We start from the raw sequence: 16,516 nt of genomic DNA, 5'->3' as shown, positions 1-16,516 counted from the left end.
CGGCAGGGAGGCCGCATGTTCAACATGTTCGAGGAGCTGTTCGCACCCGGCCGCAAGCACACCCACGACGAACAGAAGCGGCTGGAGCTGACCCGGGAGGACGTCGGCGACGGCGACCCCGGGCGCGGACCGATAGACCTCACCTCCGGGAAGGTCGTCGTCCGCCTCCCCAGGCCCGAGGAACGCGGGACGGTCCCCGAGGAGGGCGAGGAAGGCAGGGCGGGCGAGGCCGAGCGTCCGGCTAGCTGACCTGTATCTCCAGGATCCGGTCGTCCCCGTCCTTCGGGCTGCCGCGGCCGTCGGTGTTGCTGGTGACGAGCCACAGCTTGTCCCCGCCCGCGGAGACCACCGTGCGCAGCCGGCCGTACTCGCCCTTCAGGAAGGACTGGGGGTCGGCGGAGGCCTCCGTGCCGTTCAGCGGGATGCGCCACAGGCGCTGGCCCTTGAGCCCGGCCATCCAGACGGAACCCTCGGCGTAGGCGACACCGCTGGGGGAGGCGTCGTCGGTGTGCCACTGGGCTATGGGGTTCTGGAACTTCTTGTCGTCGGAGCGGCCCTCGGCGTCCGGCCAGCCGTAGTCGCCGCCGGGCTTGATGGCATTCAGTTCGTCCCAGGTGTCCTGGCCGAACTCCGAGGCGAACAGCCGCTGCTTCGCGTCCCAGGCGAGGCCCTGCACATTCCGGTGGCCGTAGGAGTACACCGGGGAGCCGGGGAACGGGTTGCCCGGGGCGGGGTCGCCCTCCGGGGTCAGGCGCAGGATCTTGCCGCCCAGGGACTTGCGGTCCTGGGACAGGCCGGTGTCGCCGCTCTCGCCGGTGCCCGCGTAGAGCATCTTGTCCGGGCCGAAGGCGATCCGGCCGCCGTTGTGGATGAAGCCCTTCGGGATGCCCTTGAAGACGGTGTCGGGGGCGCCGAGCTGTTCGCCGGGCGACTTCCGCTCGTCGTAGACCATCCTGACGACGCGGTTGTCCGAGTCGGAGGTGAAGTAGGCGTACACCATGTGGTCGGAGGCGTATTCCGGGGAGAGGGCGATGCCGAGGAGGCCGCCCTCGCCGGCCGCGGAGACCCCGGACACCTCGCCCAGTTCCGTCTTCTTGCCGGATTGGCCGTCGACGCGGGTGATCGTGCCGTCGTCGCGGGAGGAGACGAGCAGGTCGCCGTCGGGGAGCGGAGCGAGGCCCCACGGGGTCTTGAGCCCCTCCGTGACCGTGCGCAGCACCTTCACCGAGCCCTTCGCCGGAGGGGTCGCCTCGGCCGCCTGCCGGGTGGGGGAGGAGCCCGGAGCAGTACCACTGGACGCGGGGCCGCTGCCGCCGCCCGGGGTGTCGTCTCCCGAGCCGTCGGAGGAGCAGCCGGCCGTCAGCAGGAGCGTGGTCGCGGCCAGCACGGCCGTCACAGCTCGACGATGCACGATCATGGTCCCTTCGAAGCGGCGGGTTCTACCTGTCATACACCGCTCGCGCCCCACAGGTTCCCGATCTCCACGACCCGATGCACGACCCGATCCCCGCAGGGAGCCGCAGCCCGCGCCCGGCCGCACAGCCGCCTGCCTCGTTCTGCTGCCGCCGCACGCAGCCGCCTGCCAGGCCGCGCGCCGCCCACCGCCGCCTGCCACGTCCGCTGTCGGCCGCGCGCGCCCACCGCCGCCTGCCACGTCCGCTGTCGGTCGCTAGCGCCCACCGCCGTCTGCCACGTCCGCTGTCGGTCGCTAGCGCCCACCGCCGCCTGCCACGCTCCGCTGCCCTCTGCCCGCTGCCTGCCACGTCCGCGGCCCACCGCGCGCAGCTGCCCGCCGAGCCTCACCCCGAACAGCCGCCTGCCGAGCCCCGCGCAGCGGCCCGTCCCGCTCAGTCCCACGACCCCAGCGCGGGCGGCAGTTCCGCCAGCTCCGTCAGGTCCCGTGCGGTCAACCGCAGATCCGTCGCCGCCGCGTTCTCCGTCACCCACCGCTCCCGCTTGGCGCCCGGGACCGGGACCACGTGAGGGCCCTGGGCCAGGACCCACGCCAGCGCCACCTGGGCCGGGGTGACCGACTCCCCGTGGCGGGCCGCGACGCGGCGCAGGCCGGAGACGACCGGCTGGTTCGCGGCCATCATCTCGGCGGTGAAGCGGGGGTGACGGGCACGGACGTCGTCCGGTTCGAAGCCCTGGCCCGGGGTGAGGGTGCCGGTCAGGAATCCGTTGCCCAGCGGCATCGCCGCCAGGAACCCGATGCCGCGCTCCGCGCACCACGGCAGCAGCGTCTCCATCGCCTCCCGCGACCAGACCGACAGCTCGGCCTCCACCGCGCTCACCGGGAAGACCTGCTGGACCCGCCGCAACTGCCGGATCGTCGCGTCGTGCAGCCTGGTCCCGGACCGGCGGCCGCCCCGCGCCCCCATCGCGCACAGCCCCAACGCCCGTACCTTTCCGGCCCGTACGAGATCCGCCATCGCGCCCCAGGTCTCCTCGACCGGCACCTCGGGGTCCTCGCGGTGCAGCTGGTACAGGTCGATCACATCGGTCTGGAGCCGCCGCAGGGACGCGTCGCAGGCCCGTCTCACATAGCCGGGGCGGCCGTTGGCCACGATGTGCTGCTCGCCCACCAGCAGCCCGACCTTGGTCGACACGAACGCGTCCTCGCGCCGCTCCTTCAACACCCGCCCGAGCAGCAGCTCGTTGGTGAAGGGGCCGTACATGTCGGCCGTGTCCAGGAGGGTCGAGCCCAGATCGAGCGCCCGGTGCACGGCCCTGACCGACTCGTCGCCCCGCTGCCGCGAGCCGCTGTAGGCCCAGCTCATCGGCATGCACCCGAGTCCGACGGCTCCCACCGCGAGCGCCGCCGCGCCGATCGTCCTGCGCTCCACCTGCCCGTGACCCTCTCTTTCCCCGAGCCCCCAACCTAACCTCTGGGTCACCGGCCGCCTGACATAGCCTCCAGGCATGACTGCTGACGTGTGGCTCCCCATCCCGCCGGACGAGATCGCAGGGCTCCCCGAGGGGCCCGTCTACCGGTTCTGGGACGGGGGTGAGGACGGCGATCAGGAGTACCCCGGCGACCCGGCGGACTGCGTCCTGTACGTCGTGCCGTACATGAAGCGGCAGCCGGTCAAGGTACGGCCGCTGGCACAGATGCCGAACCTCCAAGTCGTCCAGACGCTCACGGCCGGTGTCGACGACGTCCTGCCACGGCTGTCGGACCTGCCGCCCGGCGTCCGGCTCTGCAACGCGCGCGGTGTGCACGAGGCCAGCACCGCCGAACTGGCCCTCACCCTGACCCTCGCCTCCCTGCGCGGCGTCCCCGGCTTCGTCCGGGCGCAGCAACAGGAGCACTGGCAGGGCGACTTCCATCCCGCGCTCGCCGACAAGAACGTGCTCGTCATCGGCTACGGCGCGATCGGCGCCGCGATCGAGGACCGGCTCGTGCCCTTCGAGGTCGCGCGGGTGGCGCGCGTCGCGCGCTCCGCGCGCACCACGGAGCGCGGCCCGGTGCACCCGCTCACCGAGCTGCCCGCCCTGCTCCCCGAGGCCGACGTCGTCATCCTCTCCACCCCGCTGAACGACACCACGCGCGGTCTGGTGGACGCGGAGTTCCTGGCCCGGATGAAGGACGGCGCCCTGCTGGTGAACGTCGCCCGCGGCCCGGTCGTGGACACCAAGGCACTGCTCGCCGAGCTGGAGACCGGACGCATCACGGCGGCCCTGGACGTGGTGGACCCCGAGCCGCTGCCCCCGGGGCACCCCCTCTGGCACGCGCCGGGCGTCCTCATCAGCCCGCACGTCGGCGGACCCAGCTCGGCCTTCCTGCCCCGGGCCAAGAGGCTCCTGACGGACCAGTTGAACCGCTTCGTGAACCACGAGCCGCTGCGGAACGTGATCCTTACGACGGGCACAGCAGGCGAGTAGTCCGTTTTCGGTATCCTCCGCAACCTTTCGGACGCGGTCCGCGCTCCCAACTCCCCTGATCGTCACGGAGCGTAGAGGAACTATGTCCCTGAGTGACGAGACTGGTGTATCGTCCGGACAGGGGCTGCGCCGCGCACCGTTCGGCGCCGGGGATGGACATTGCAGACTGTGAGGGGGGCGACGGGCGATGCACGGCCTATGGACGAGCGATCCGACGCGGCGGAGCCGCCGACGGCGACCCTGGCAGACAGCCGCGCGCAGACGCGGCCATCACGCCGGTCACGGCGGCCACCACAGCCATCACCACCGCAGGCCCAACAGCCGCAGGCGGCATGCGCACCCGGCGCACCCGGACCCCCGGGACCCCGGAGCGGTGCGGACCGGGAGGACCCGGTGACCTCGCCCTCGTCTCCCACGACCACACTCGACGGAGCGCTGCGGGTCCAGCCCGCGCGGGGGGCGCAGCCCAACCGGCCACCGGCCTCCCGCGACGGGACGCGCCTGGTCCACCAACTCCTCCTAGCCCTGGTCTGCGCGGGGTACGCCATCGGTTCCGCGCTCGACTGGGGATCGCGCGAAGCCGCCCTGATCATGGGTGACTTCGGGCTGAGCGCCGCGGCCGGAACCGCCGCCGTGTCCTGCTTCCTGTACGCCCGCGGGCGTCGGGTCCGCTTTCGACCCGCCTGGCTGCTCTTCGCGCTCTCCTCGGCGATGGCGGCCCTCGGCAACCTGATCTGGGGGTGGTACGAGGTCGTCCTGGGACGGCCCGTGCCCAGCCCCTCCTGCGCCGACGCCTTCTTCCTCTGCTTCGCGCCGCCGGCCATCGTGGGCCTGCTGGTCCTCGCCAAGCGCCCGGTCACCAAGGCCGGCTGGGTCTGCCTGGGCCTCGACGCCTGGCTGATCGGCGGCTCGCTGCTCACGCTCTCCTGGAGCCTCGCCCTCGCCCAGGCGGCGAAGTCCGAGGGGCCGAGCGTCGCGCACACCGCGCTGTCCCTGGCGTACCCGCTGCTCGACATCGCCCTCGTCAGCATGGTCCTCGCGCTGCACTTCCGGCGCTCGGCGGTCAACCGCACCGCGGTGAACACCGCGATCGGCGCGCTCGCCCTGACCGTGATGTGCGACGCCCTGTTCACCTCGCCGCTGCTGCACAACAACTACCGCTCGGGCCAGCTGCTGGACGCGGGCTGGTTCGCCGGCTCCCTGCTGCTCGCCTACGCCCCCTGGGCCGCCCCGCGGCGCCCGGAGCCCGACCGGAAGCCCCCGGCGGGGCGCACGCGCGTGGTCCACGAACACCTGCCCAGACACCGGTTCGGGATCCAGCACCACCCCTCCGCCCAGGGCGGTGACCACGGCCGGTACCCGGCCACCCGCCCCATCACCGGGTCGCTGGCCGCGCTCACCCCCTATCTGGCGGCCGCCGTCTGCACCCTGGGGATCCTCTACAACGTCCTCAACGGCCGCAGCGTGGACCGCGTGGTGCTGCTCACCGGCGGTACCGTCGTGCTCGCCCTCGTGGTCCGCCAGGGGATCATGCTGCTCGACAACATCACCCTGACCCAGGAACTCGCGCAGAAGGAGAACCACTTCCGCTCCCTGGTGCAGGGCTCCAGCGACGTCATCATGATCGCCGCCCCGAACGGCATCCTCCGGTACGTCTCCCCGGCCGCCGCAGGCGTCTACGGATGCCCCGCCGAGGACCTGGTGGGCACCGAACTGGCCGGTCTCATCCACCCCGAGGACCTGGGCTGCGTGGTGCACGAGGTGCGCCGCTTCCTCGCCGCCAACCCCCTCGAGGAGCCCACCACCCGCATCGAGTGCCGCTTCCGGTCCGGCGACGGAGGCTGGCTCAACGTCGAGTCCACCGTCAACCGCCATCAGGGCGGCCTCATCTTCAACAGCCGGGACGTCACCGAGAGAGTGCGCCTCCAGGCGCAGCTCCAGCACAACGCCGAGCACGACCCGCTCACCGACCTGCCCAACCGCGCCCTGTTCACCCGGCGCGTCCAGCAGGCCCTGTCCGGCCGCCGCTCCTCCGACCGTGGCACCGCCGTCCTCTTCATCGACCTGGACGGCTTCAAGGCCGTCAACGACACGATCGGGCACCAGGCCGGGGACGAACTGCTCGTCCAGGCCGCCCGCAGACTCCAGGACTCGGTCCGGCACGGCGACACCGCCTCCCGGCTCGGCGGGGACGAGTTCGCCGCCCTGATCGTCGGGGACGGCACCCGGGACCGCACGGCCCGCGAGGGCAACATCCTGGAACTCGCCGACCGCCTCAGAATCACGCTCTCGCAGCCCTACCTCATCGACGGCAACGATGTCCGGGTCGCCGCCTCCATCGGCGTCGCCTTCGCCGAACCCGGCCTCGGCGCGGGCGAGCTCCTGCGCAACGCGGACCTGGCGATGTACCGCGCCAAGGCGGGCGGCAAGGGCCGGGTCGAGCTGTACGCGCCCCAGATGCAGCAGGACGTCGTACGGAAGGCGGAGCTGGCCACGCGCCTGCGTGCAGCGCTGCACGACGGCGAGTTCGCCCTGCTGCACCAGCCCGTGGTGTCCCTGGAGGACGGCCGGATCACCTCCGTCAGCGCCCAGGCGCGCTGGCGGTCCTCGCAGGGGGTGCTGTTCACCCCCGCCGAGTTCCTGCGGGTGGCCGAGGACAGCGACCGGACGCAGGAACTCGGCCGCTGGATCCTGGAGGAGGCCGTCGAACACGCCGCCGAACGGGCCGCGAACGGACTCACCGTGCCGGTCGCGGTCCGGATGAACGCCCAGCGGCTGCTGGACCGTTCGCTGCCCCTGGGCTCCGTGGAGGCCCTGCTGACCCGGCACGGCCTGCCGTCGGGCTCGCTGCTCATCGAGCTCTCCGACACCGACCCCCGGGTCTCCCTGGACGAGCTGGAGCGCCGGTTGACCGCGATCCGGCGCGTCGGGGTCCGGATCGCTCTGGACGGCTTCGGCAGCGGCTACGCGGCGATCACCGCGCTGCGCAGGCTCCCCGTCGACGTGCTGAAGCTCGACCGCAGCCTGGTCGAGGGCGTCGTGGAGTCCGCGCGCCTGCACAAGATCACCAGCGGGCTGCTCAGAATCGCCGGGGACCTCGGGCTCCAGTCCGTGGCCGACGGGGTGGACCTGCCCGAGCAGGTGGTCGCCCTGCGCGCGATGGGCTGCACCCACGGGCAGGGCATGGCGTTCTCGGGACCGCTCGACGAGTACCGGCTCCGCCGCGCTCTGGCCTCGGGCCACTACCCGGTCCCGCACGGTCCCGCCGAACCGGCGTTCGCCGGAGGGGGCGTGGGGGTGTACACCGGAAGCATGACGGCGGTACTCGGTGGTGGGACGACCCTCCGCTCACATAATGAGACTCCCGTCCCACCCACTTGACAGTGAGTGCGTGCCGGGGGGAGGGTCAGTCTCATGCGCACCCGAATTCTCGTACTTGGAAAGCGCGTCGGCTGACGCTGAGCCACAGACCGCTCAGCGATCCCCACCCGGCGCGCTCCCCTCGCTTGCCTTACGGCACGAGGGGTTTTTTGTTGCCCAGCCTCCCCACCTCAGCTTCACACCCTCAGCATCGAGAAGAGAATGACGATGACCGAGCAGGCCACCGGGGCCCATCCGCAGCCGCGGCCCCGATCCGGAGGACAGCCGTCCGCCCCCGAGCACGTCACGGGCGCGCAGTCCCTCATCCGCTCTCTCGAGGAGGTCGGCGCCGAGACGGTATTCGGTATTCCCGGCGGTGCCATCCTTCCGGCATACGACCCGCTGATGGACTCCACCCGCGTGCGGCACGTCCTGGTCCGTCACGAGCAGGGCGCGGGCCACGCGGCCACCGGTTACGCGCAGGCCACCGGCAAGGTCGGCGTCTGCATGGCGACTTCGGGCCCCGGCGCGACCAACCTGGTGACCCCGATCGCGGACGCCCACATGGACTCGGTGCCGCTCGTGGCGATCACCGGGCAGGTGGCCTCCAAGGCGATCGGCACGGACGCCTTCCAGGAGGCGGACATCGTCGGCATCACCATGCCGATCACCAAGCACAACTTCCTGGTCACCAAGGCCGAGGACATCCCGCGGGTCATCGCGCAGGCCTTCCACATCGCCTCCACGGGCCGCCCCGGCCCGGTCCTGGTCGACATCGCGAAGGACGCCCTCCAGGCGAAGACGACCTTCTCCTGGCCGCCGGTCATGGACCTGCCCGGCTACCGCCCGGTGACCAAGCCGCACGCCAAGCAGATCCGCGAGGGCGCCAAGCTGATCACCCAGGCCAAGCGGCCCGTCCTGTACGTCGGCGGCGGTGTCATCAAGGCCGGCGCGACCGCCGAGCTGAAGGTCCTCGCAGAACTCACCGGAGCTCCCGTCACCACCACCCTGATGGGGCTCGGCGCGTTCCCCGACAGCCACCCGCTGCACGTGGGAATGCCGGGCATGCACGGTTCGGTCACCGCCGTCACCGCGCTCCAGAAGGCCGACCTGATCGTCGCCCTCGGTACCCGTTTCGACGACCGCGTCACCGGCAAGCTGGACAGCTTCGCCCCGAACGCCAAGATCGTCCATGCCGACATCGACCCGGCCGAGATCGGCAAGAACCGCGCCGCAGACGTGCCGATCGTCGGGGACGCCCGCGAGGTCATCGCCGACCTGATCCAGGCCGTCCAGAAGGAGCACAGCGAGGGCCACCAGGGCGACTACAGCGCCTGGTGGAAGGACCTGTCCCGGTGGCGCGAGACCTACCCGCTCGGCTACGACCTGCCGGCCGACGGGTCGCTCTCCCCGCAGCAGGTCATCGAGCGGATCGGACAGCTCGCCCCCGAGGACACGATCTTCGCCGCGGGCGTCGGCCAGCACCAGATGTGGTCCGCGCACTTCATCCAGTACGAGAAGCCGGCGACCTGGCTGAACTCCGGCGGCGCCGGCACCATGGGCTACGCGGTCCCGGCCGCGATGGGCGCCAAGGCCGGTATGCCGGGCAACACCGTCTGGGCGATCGACGGCGACGGCTGCTTCCAGATGACCAACCAGGAGCTCACCACCTGCGCCCTGAACAACATCCCGATCAAGGTCGCCATCATCAACAACGGCGCTCTCGGGATGGTCCGCCAGTGGCAGACCCTCTTCTACAACCAGCGCTACTCCAACACCGTGCTGCACAGCGGTCCCGAGGACGTCAACCCCGACGCCAAGGGCACCCGCGTGCCGGACTTCGTGAAGCTGTCCGAGGCGATGGGCTGCGTGGGCCTGCGCTGCGAACGCCCGGAGGACCTGGACAAGGTCATCGCGGAGGCCAACTCCATCAACGACCGCCCCGTCGTCGTCGACTTCATCGTCCACGAGGACGCGATGGTGTGGCCGATGGTCGCCGCCGGCACCTCCAACGACGAGATCATGGCCGCCCGGGACGTCCGCCCCGACTTCGGCGACAACGAAGACGACTGAGCGAGAGAGACGTAAAAGATCATGTCCAAGCACACGCTCTCCGTCCTGGTGGAGAACAAGCCGGGCATCCTGGCCCGGATCGCGGCCCTCTTCTCGCGCCGCGGCTTCAACATCGACTCGCTCGCGGTCGGGGTGACCGAGCACGCCGACATCTCCCGCATCACGATCGTGGTGAGCGTCGACGCGCTGCCCCTGGAGCAGGTCACCAAGCAGCTCAACAAGCTCGTCGAGGTGCTGAAGATCGTCGAGCTGGAGCCGGGACAGGCCGTTCACCGTGAACTCGTTCTGGTGAAGGTGCGCGCCGACAACGAGACCCGCTCCCAGATCGTCGAGATCGTCCAGCTGTTCCGCGCCAAGACCGTCGACGTCTCCCCGGAGGCCGTCACGATCGAGGCCACCGGTTCCAGCGACAAGCTGTCCGCGATGCTGAAGATGCTCGAGCCCTTCGGCATCAAGGAGCTGGTCCAGTCCGGCACCATCGCGATCGGCCGCGGCGCCCGCTCCATCACCGACCGCTCGCTGCGCGCCCTCGACCGCAGCGCGTGACGCCGGGTACGGGCGGCCACCCGGCCGCCCGTATACCGAGACCCCGAGACTTCATCCCACCCCGCCGTCATACGGTGGGACGCAACACCTGCACACAAGGAGAGAACCCAAAGTGGCCGAGCTGTTCTACGACGCCGACGCCGACCTGTCCATCATCCAGGGCCGCAAGGTCGCGGTCATCGGTTACGGCAGCCAGGGCCACGCCCACGCGCTGTCGCTCCGTGACTCGGGTGTCGACGTGCGTGTCGGTCTGCACGAGGGCTCCAAGTCCAAGGCCAAGGCCGAGGAGCAGGGCCTGCGCGTGGTGACGCCGTCCGAGGCCGCCGCCGAGGCCGACGTCATCATGATCCTGGTCCCGGACCCGATCCAGGCCCAGGTCTACGAGGAGTCCATCAAGGACAACCTGAACGACGGCGACGCGCTGTTCTTCGGCCACGGCCTGAACATCCGCTTCGACTTCATCAAGCCGCCGGCGGGCGTCGACGTCTGCATGGTCGCCCCCAAGGGCCCCGGTCACCTCGTGCGCCGCCAGTACGAGGAGGGCCGCGGCGTTCCGTGTATCGCGGCCGTCGAGCAGGACGCGTCCGGCAACGCCTTCGCGCTCGCGCTGTCGTACGCCAAGGGCATCGGCGGCACCCGCGCCGGCGTCATCAAGACGACCTTCACCGAGGAGACCGAGACCGACCTGTTCGGTGAGCAGGCCGTTCTCTGCGGTGGTACGGCCGCGCTGGTCAAGGCCGGTTTCGAGACGCTGACCGAGGCCGGCTACCAGCCGGAGATCGCGTACTTCGAGTGCCTGCACGAGCTGAAGCTCATCGTCGACCTCATGTACGAGGGCGGCCTGGAGAAGATGCGCTGGTCGATCTCCGAGACCGCCGAGTGGGGCGACTACGTCACCGGCCCGCGGATCATCACGGACGCCACCAAGGCCGAGATGAAGAAGGTCCTCGCCGAGATCCAGGACGGCACCTTCGCGCGCGAGTGGATGGCCGAGTACCACGGCGGTCTGAAGAAGTACAACGAGTACAAGCAGCAGGACTCCGAGCACCTGCTGGAGACCACGGGCAAGCAGCTCCGCAAGCTGATGTCGTGGGTCGACGAGGAGGCGTAAGCCTCCGCTGACGGGGCCGGAGCGGTCAGCTCCGGTCCCGTTGTCCAACCTGGCGGATCACGTCCGGGTGATCCTTCCGCGGGAGCGCATGACGCCCCCGACCGCGCCACTACACTGGCGCACAACATACGCGTCAGGCCCACAGTGTCGTGCGTCTTCCACGCGGCCAGTACCCTCCACCGCCTGCGGCCGTCGGGACGGCCGTCCGCATTGGACTTGTGAGGACTCACGTGAGCTCGAAACCTGTCGTACTCATCGCTGAAGAGCTGTCGCCCGCGACCGTGGACGCGCTTGGTCCGGACTTCGAGATCCGGCACTGCAACGGAGCGGACCGAGCCGAACTGCTCCCGGCCATCGCCGACGTCGACGCGATCCTGATCCGCTCGGCCACCAAGGTGGACGCCGAGGCCATCGCCGCCGCGCACAAGCTGAAGGTCGTCGCACGAGCCGGCGTCGGCCTGGACAACGTCGACGTCTCCGCCGCCACCAAGGCCGGCGTGATGGTCGTCAACGCCCCCACCTCGAACATCGTGACCGCCGCCGAGCTGGCCTGTGGTCTTCTCGTCGCCACCGCCCGCCACATCCCGCAGGCCAACGCCGCGCTGAAGAACGGCGAGTGGAAGCGCAGCAAGTACACGGGTGTCGAGCTGGCCGAGAAGACCCTCGGTGTCGTCGGTCTCGGCCGCATCGGCGCGCTGGTCGCTCAGCGCATGTCCGGCTTCGGCATGAAGGTCGTCGCCTACGACCCGTACATCCAGCCCGCCCGCGCCGCCCAGATGGGCGTCAAGGTGCTGTCGCTGGACGAGCTGCTCGAGGTCTCCGACTTCATCACCGTGCACCTGCCCAAGACCCCCGAGACCGTCGGCCTCATCGGCGACGAGGCGCTGCGCAAGGTCAAGCCGAGCGTGCGCATCGTCAACGCGGCCCGGGGCGGGATCGTCGACGAGGAGGCGCTGTACTCCGCCCTCAAGGAGGGCCGGGTCGCCGGTGCCGGTCTCGACGTGTACGCCAAGGAGCCCTGCACGGACTCCCCGCTGTTCGAGTTCGACCAGGTCGTCGCCACGCCGCACCTCGGTGCCTCCACCGACGAGGCGCAGGAGAAGGCCGGTATCGCCGTGGCCCGCTCGGTGCGCCTCGCCCTCGCCGGTGAGCTCGTGCCGGACGCGGTCAACGTCCAGGGCGGTGTCATCGCCGAGGACGTCAAGCCGGGCCTGCCGCTCGCCGAGCGCCTCGGCCGCATCTTCACCGCGCTCGCGGGCGAGGTCGCGGTCCGCCTCGACGTCGAGGTGTACGGCGAGATCACCCAGCACGACGTGAAGGTGCTGGAGCTCAGCGCCCTCAAGGGTGTCTTCGAGGACGTCGTCGCCGAGACCGTGTCGTACGTCAACGCCCCGCTGTTCGCGCAGGAGCGCGGTGTCGAGGTGCGGCTGACGACCAGCTCGGAGTCGGCCGACCACCGCAACGTCGTCACCGTGCGCGGCACGCTCGGCAGCGGCGAGGAGGTGTCGGTCTCCGGCACGCTCGCCGGTCCCAAGCACCTCCAGAAGATCGTCGCGGTCGGCGAGTACGACGTGGACCTCGCGCTCGCCGACCACATGGTCGTCCTCAAGTACGAGGACCGGCCGGGTGTCGTCGGTACGGTCGGGCGGATCTTCGGCGAGGCGGGCATCAACATCGCGGGTATGCAGGTCTCTCGGGCCGTTGCGGGTGGTGAGGCGCTTGCCGTTCTCACCGTGGACGACACCGTGCCCGCGGGTGTGCTGACCGAGGTGGCCGAGGAGATCGGTGCGACGTCCGCGCGTGCGGTGAACCTGGTCTGACATCTGTCTCACACGCCGGACGGGCTGAGGGAACTCGGCTCGTCCGGCGTTTTGCTGTGCACCGGAATCCGCCGCAGCGTCATCGCCGCCAGCCCCGCCGCCCCCACCAGCAGCACCGCCCCTGCGATCGCCGCCCCCTGCATCCCGTGGGTGAAGGCCTCCCTCGCCGCCGTCGCCAGACCCGGGACCCGGTCCGCGACGGACAGCGCCCCGCCCAGCGTCTCGCGGGCCGCGTCCGGGGCCCAACCCGGAATGTCGTGGCGGTAGATCGCCGTACCGATCGAGCCGAGGACCGCCATCCCGAGGGCGCCGCCGAACTCGCCGGCGGTCTCCATCAGGGAGGACGCCGAGCCCGCCCGCTCCACCGGGGCGCTGCTCAGGGCGAGGTCCGTGATCTGCGAGATGACCACGACGATCCCGCAGGCCAGGACACCGCAGGCGACCAGGACCAGCCAGAGGGAGTCGGTGCCCGCGAAAGCCAGCAGTGCGTAGCCGACCGCGCCGATCAGGAAGCCGGCGGTGACGACGTAGGCCCGGTTGACGCCCTTCTGGACGAGCGCGGTCGCCGTCGGGGCGGCCGCGCCGATCGGCACCGAGGGCAGCAGCGCCCACAGGGCCGCCTCCAGGGCGCTCTTGCCGAGCACCGACTGGAGGTACTGGGTGGTGAAGTACGCCGAGCCCATCATGGCGAACGAGGCGATCAGGTTGAGCACGACGGAGGGCGCGAAGCCGTGGCCGCGGAACAGTGCCTGGTCGATCATCGGTGAGGCCGTGGTGCGCTGGCGGTGCACGAAGAGGGCCGCGAAGAGCAGGCCGACGGTGATCGAGACGACGTATCCGACGTGCCAGCCCTCGGACGGGATCTCCTTGAGACCGTAGACGACGGGCAGGACGGCGGCCATGGACAGCGGGACGCTCCACCAGTCGAAGCGGCCGGGTGCGGGGTCCTTGGACTCGGGCAGCAGGAGCGGGCCGAGGACCAGCAGCAGGGCCATCACGGGCAGGTTGACCAGGAAGATCGAGCCCCACCAGAAGTACTGGACCAGCAGTCCGCTCATCACCGAGCCGAGCGCGATGCCCGCCGTCATCACTCCGGACCACAGGCCGATCGCCTTCGCGCGCTGTCCCGGGTCGGTGAACATCGTGCGGATCAGGGCCATCGTCGAGGGCATCAGGGTCGCGCCGCCGATGCCGAGGACCGCGCGGGCCGCGATCAGCATCTCGGCGCTGTGCGCGTACGCCGCCGCCAGCGAGGCCGCGCTGAAGGCGAACGCGCCGATCAGGAGCAGCTTGCGGCGGCCGATGCGGTCGCCCAGGGAGCCCATGGTCATCAGCAGGCCGGCCAGGACGAACGCGTAGATGTCGAAGATCCACAGTTGCTGGGTGCCGCTCGGCTCCAGGTCGGCGCTGATCGCGGGGACCGCGAAGTAGAGGACGGAGACGTCCATCGAGACCAGGAGCAGCGGCAGCATCAGGACGACGAGTGCGGTCCATTCGCGGCGTCCGGCCAGAGGGCCGGTGGGAGTCGGGTTCGTCATGCCGAGGACTATACGAGCGTATTAAACGCTTGTCTATGACGCTTGTATAAATCGCTTGTCTAGATAGGGTGGGCGCATGGGACACCGCGAGGATCTGCTCGAAGGCGCGAAGCGCTGTCTGCTGGAGAAGGGGTTCCTGCGGACGACCGCACGGGACATCGTCAAGGAGTCGGGGACGAACCTGGCGTCCATCGGCTACCACTACGGCTCTAAGGACGCGCTTCTGGTGCAGGCCTACGTCTCGCTCGTCGAGGCGACCGGCGACCGCTTCGACCCCGGCCGGGCAGGGCGGGAGGCCATGGCCACGGCCCCCGGATCGCTGGAGCGCTTCCAGGAGGTGTGGACCCACATCGTCGACGCGGTCGGCGAATCGCGGGCGCTCTGGATGCTGAGCTTCGAACTGATCATCCAGGGCGACCGGATGCCGGAGGTGCGCCGGATGCTCGTCGAGGCGGAGGAACAGGGCCGCTCGGGTCTCCTCCCGCTGTTCAACGGCGTACCGGAGGAACAGCAGGGCAAGGACGCCGTCGACACGGAGGGCCGCTTCTACCAGACCCTCCTCCAGGGCCTCATGGTCCAGTGGCTCTTCAACCCGGAAACAGCGACGAACGCCACCCAGCTCACGGAGGGCCTGCGCCGGGTGATCGAGGGCACGACGAGGAGCTGACGGCCGGCCCGGTGCCCGCAGGGCCGCCGGCCGGGTCTAGAGTCGCGCCCCCTTGAGGGCCATGTGCAGGAGCAGGCGGTGTTCGCCGTCGTCCAGGTCCAGGCCGGTGAGCTGTTCCACGCGGGAGAGGCGGTAGTAGAGGGTCTGGCGGTGGATGCCGAGTTCTGCGGCGGTGCGGGCGGCCTGGCCCGCGCAGTCGAGGTAGACCTCGGCCGTGCGGGCCAGTTCGCGGTGGGCGGGGGAGAGGAGAGGGCGTACGGCGGGGTCCTGGGCCGTCTCCGGGGGCAGGGACGTGAGGAGACGGTACGGGCCGATCCGCGACCATTCCGCCACCGGGCCGAACCCCGGCTCCGCCAGCGCGGCCCTGGCTGCGGCCGACGCCTCCTGCCAGGCGGCGGCGAGGTCGGCGAGGGTCACCCGGGGGGAGGCGATGCCGGCGGCGACGGTGAGGGGGGCGGCCGCCGCGCCCGAGGTGCCGGGGGTGTCTGGGGTGCCTGGTGTGCCGGGGGTGCCGTGCATGCCGGGGGTGTTATGCGTGCCGGAGGTGCCATGCGCGTCCGAGGTGCCGTGTGTGCCCGGAGTGGCTTGCGTGCCCGGCGTGCGTTGCGTGCTCGTGTCGGACCCGGCCCCACCCCCCTCCACCCCCCGTGCCCGCTCCAGCAGTCGGGTCGCCGCCGAGGTCGCCGGGGTCAGGGTGTCCGTCGCGCGCAGGCGGATCAGGGCCGCCAGCCACTGGGCCGTGGGGCCCCAGGGGACCGTGCAGAGGGCCGTCGCGTGGGGGACCGTACGGGCGGACGGGGCGTCGTCCGGGTCGGCGGAGGGCCAGGGCGCGACGCACACCACGGCGTACGGGCCGTCGCCCCGGGGACCCAGTGCGGTGCGCAGGGCGGCCACCGCCATGTCGGCCCGCCAGCCGCGCTCGGCGGTCAGCACGGCCCGCAGCTCCCGGCTGAGGTCGGCCCCGTGCTGCGCCTCGTCCGCGAGCAGTGCGCCGATCCGGGCCGCCACCCGCATGGCCGCGTCCAGCTGCGGGTCGGTCGGGCCGGGGGCACCGGGTTCGGAGTCCAGGAGCCAGACGTAACCGAGGACGACCCCCCGGTGCCGTACGGGAAGGCAGATCCGGCCGCGGTACACGCCCGCCTCCGGGGTCGGCGGGATCCGGACCGGGGCGGTCGCGCGTGTGATGCCGAAGCCCTCGAACCACGTCCGGACCGCGGCCGTGGAACGACGGGTCAGGATCGAGCGGGTGCGGACCGGGTCCAGCGCCGACGGATCGAGCTCGTCCTCGCTGTCGTACGCGCCGAAGGCGATCAGCTCGAAGTCCCGGTTCTCCAGGGTCGCCGGAACGCCCAGGAGCTCCGAGATCTCGTCGACCAGTTCCTGGTAGTCGCCTCGGGAATCCGTCGTCACCCGGGCATTCTCCCCCATGGAACCGGGCGCTTCATACATCTGTCTGAGATCTGCGGCACGGATGCGTGACAGCTGTCGATGGCCGACGATCGGAGGGATCCTTAGG

At 71.0% G+C, this 16,516-nt stretch carries 12 protein-coding genes; 8 read left to right on the top strand and 4 right to left on the bottom strand.

Annotated elements, in window-relative coordinates; all coding sequences use genetic code 11:
* Nucleotides 1–15: 15 nt before the first annotated feature.
* Complete coding sequence (locus IF54_RS0108000; protein ID WP_030315979.1) at nucleotides 16–249, top strand: DUF6191 domain-containing protein; 234 nt, start codon at nucleotides 16–18, stop codon at nucleotides 247–249.
* Here the strand turns inward: IF54_RS0108000 and IF54_RS0107995 are convergent.
* Both IF54_RS0107995 and IF54_RS0107990 read right to left on the bottom strand, forming a co-directional pair.
* Complete coding sequence (locus IF54_RS0107995; RefSeq protein ID WP_030315978.1) at nucleotides 242–1,417, bottom strand: PQQ-dependent sugar dehydrogenase; 1,176 nt, start codon at nucleotides 1,415–1,417, stop codon at nucleotides 242–244. The genes IF54_RS0108000 and IF54_RS0107995 overlap by 8 nt on opposite strands.
* Nucleotides 1,418–1,847: 430 nt before the next feature.
* Nucleotides 1,848–2,846 (bottom strand): aldo/keto reductase, encoded by a 999-nt coding sequence (locus IF54_RS0107990; RefSeq protein ID WP_030315977.1) that lies wholly within the window; start codon nucleotides 2,844–2,846, stop codon nucleotides 1,848–1,850.
* A 76-nt stretch (nucleotides 2,847–2,922) separates the two neighbouring features.
* Here IF54_RS0107990 and IF54_RS0107985 point away from each other — a divergent pair, with 76 nt between their 5' ends.
* The 6 genes from IF54_RS0107985 to serA all read left to right on the top strand — a co-directional run bounded on the left by IF54_RS0107985 (nucleotide 2,923) and on the right by serA (nucleotide 12,795).
* A complete protein-coding gene (locus tag IF54_RS0107985) occupies nucleotides 2,923–3,885 on the top strand; it encodes a 2-hydroxyacid dehydrogenase (RefSeq protein ID WP_199821188.1) in 963 nt (320 codons plus the stop codon).
* 393 nt (nucleotides 3,886–4,278) lie between these two features.
* The gene (locus tag IF54_RS0107980) at nucleotides 4,279–7,266 is read left to right on the top strand and encodes a putative bifunctional diguanylate cyclase/phosphodiesterase (RefSeq protein ID WP_030315973.1); all 2,988 of its coding nucleotides are present in this window, start codon (nucleotides 4,279–4,281) and stop codon (nucleotides 7,264–7,266) included.
* A gap of 207 nt (nucleotides 7,267–7,473) precedes the next feature.
* Nucleotides 7,474–9,318, top strand: a complete 1,845-nt coding sequence (locus IF54_RS0107975; RefSeq protein WP_030315971.1) for an acetolactate synthase large subunit — start codon at nucleotides 7,474–7,476, stop codon at nucleotides 9,316–9,318.
* A 21-nt stretch (nucleotides 9,319–9,339) separates the two neighbouring features.
* Nucleotides 9,340–9,864: an acetolactate synthase small subunit gene (ilvN, locus tag IF54_RS0107970; RefSeq protein WP_020139950.1), complete on the top strand. Its 525-nt coding sequence runs from the start codon at nucleotides 9,340–9,342 to the stop codon at nucleotides 9,862–9,864.
* Between the two features lie 112 nt (nucleotides 9,865–9,976).
* A complete protein-coding gene (gene ilvC / locus IF54_RS0107965) occupies nucleotides 9,977–10,975 on the top strand; it encodes a ketol-acid reductoisomerase (protein WP_030315968.1) in 999 nt (332 codons plus the stop codon).
* A 230-nt stretch (nucleotides 10,976–11,205) separates the two neighbouring features.
* Entirely contained in the window at nucleotides 11,206–12,795 is a 1,590-nt protein-coding gene (gene serA / locus IF54_RS0107960) for a phosphoglycerate dehydrogenase (protein WP_030315966.1), read from the top strand.
* An 8-nt stretch (nucleotides 12,796–12,803) separates the two neighbouring features.
* Here serA and IF54_RS0107955 read toward each other — a convergent pair whose 3' ends face one another.
* Nucleotides 12,804–14,333 (bottom strand): MFS transporter, encoded by a 1,530-nt coding sequence (locus tag IF54_RS0107955; protein ID WP_030315964.1) that lies wholly within the window; start codon nucleotides 14,331–14,333, stop codon nucleotides 12,804–12,806.
* A gap of 76 nt (nucleotides 14,334–14,409) precedes the next feature.
* Between IF54_RS0107955 and IF54_RS0107950 the strand changes: the two genes are divergently transcribed.
* Nucleotides 14,410–15,000 (top strand): TetR/AcrR family transcriptional regulator, encoded by a 591-nt coding sequence (locus IF54_RS0107950; protein ID WP_030315962.1) that lies wholly within the window; start codon nucleotides 14,410–14,412, stop codon nucleotides 14,998–15,000.
* Between the two features lie 36 nt (nucleotides 15,001–15,036).
* Here the strand turns inward: IF54_RS0107950 and IF54_RS0107945 are convergent, their stop codons facing one another.
* Nucleotides 15,037–16,428 (bottom strand): PucR family transcriptional regulator, encoded by a 1,392-nt coding sequence (locus IF54_RS0107945; RefSeq protein ID WP_030315961.1) that lies wholly within the window; start codon nucleotides 16,426–16,428, stop codon nucleotides 15,037–15,039.
* Nucleotides 16,429–16,516 lie beyond the last annotated feature (88 nt).

The organism is Streptomyces sp. NRRL B-3229, from assembly GCF_000719505.1.
Classification (GTDB): Bacteria; Actinomycetota; Actinomycetes; order Streptomycetales; family Streptomycetaceae; genus Streptomyces; species Streptomyces griseorubiginosus.
Note: the sequence above shows the minus strand (reverse complement) of the source record. Positions and strands in the feature narration are given on the sequence as shown.

Bases quoted from the DNA above. Each gene is read 5' to 3' on its own strand.
- IF54_RS0108000 (WP_030315979.1), top strand. From the start codon at position 16: ATGTTCAACATGTTCGAGGAGCTGTTCGCACCCGGCCGCAAGCACACC.
- IF54_RS0107995 (WP_030315978.1), bottom strand. From the start codon at position 1,417: ATGATCGTGCATCGTCGAGCTGTGACGGCCGTGCTGGCCGCGACCACG.
- IF54_RS0107985 (WP_199821188.1), top strand. From the start codon at position 2,923: ATGACTGCTGACGTGTGGCTCCCCATCCCGCCGGACGAGATCGCAGGG.
- IF54_RS0107975 (WP_030315971.1), top strand. From the start codon at position 7,474: ATGACCGAGCAGGCCACCGGGGCCCATCCGCAGCCGCGGCCCCGATCC.
- ilvN (WP_020139950.1), top strand. From the start codon at position 9,340: ATGTCCAAGCACACGCTCTCCGTCCTGGTGGAGAACAAGCCGGGCATC.
- IF54_RS0107955 (WP_030315964.1), bottom strand. From the start codon at position 14,333: ATGACGAACCCGACTCCCACCGGCCCTCTGGCCGGACGCCGCGAATGG.
- IF54_RS0107950 (WP_030315962.1), top strand. From the start codon at position 14,410: ATGGGACACCGCGAGGATCTGCTCGAAGGCGCGAAGCGCTGTCTGCTG.
- IF54_RS0107945 (WP_030315961.1), bottom strand. From the start codon at position 16,428: ATGGGGGAGAATGCCCGGGTGACGACGGATTCCCGAGGCGACTACCAG.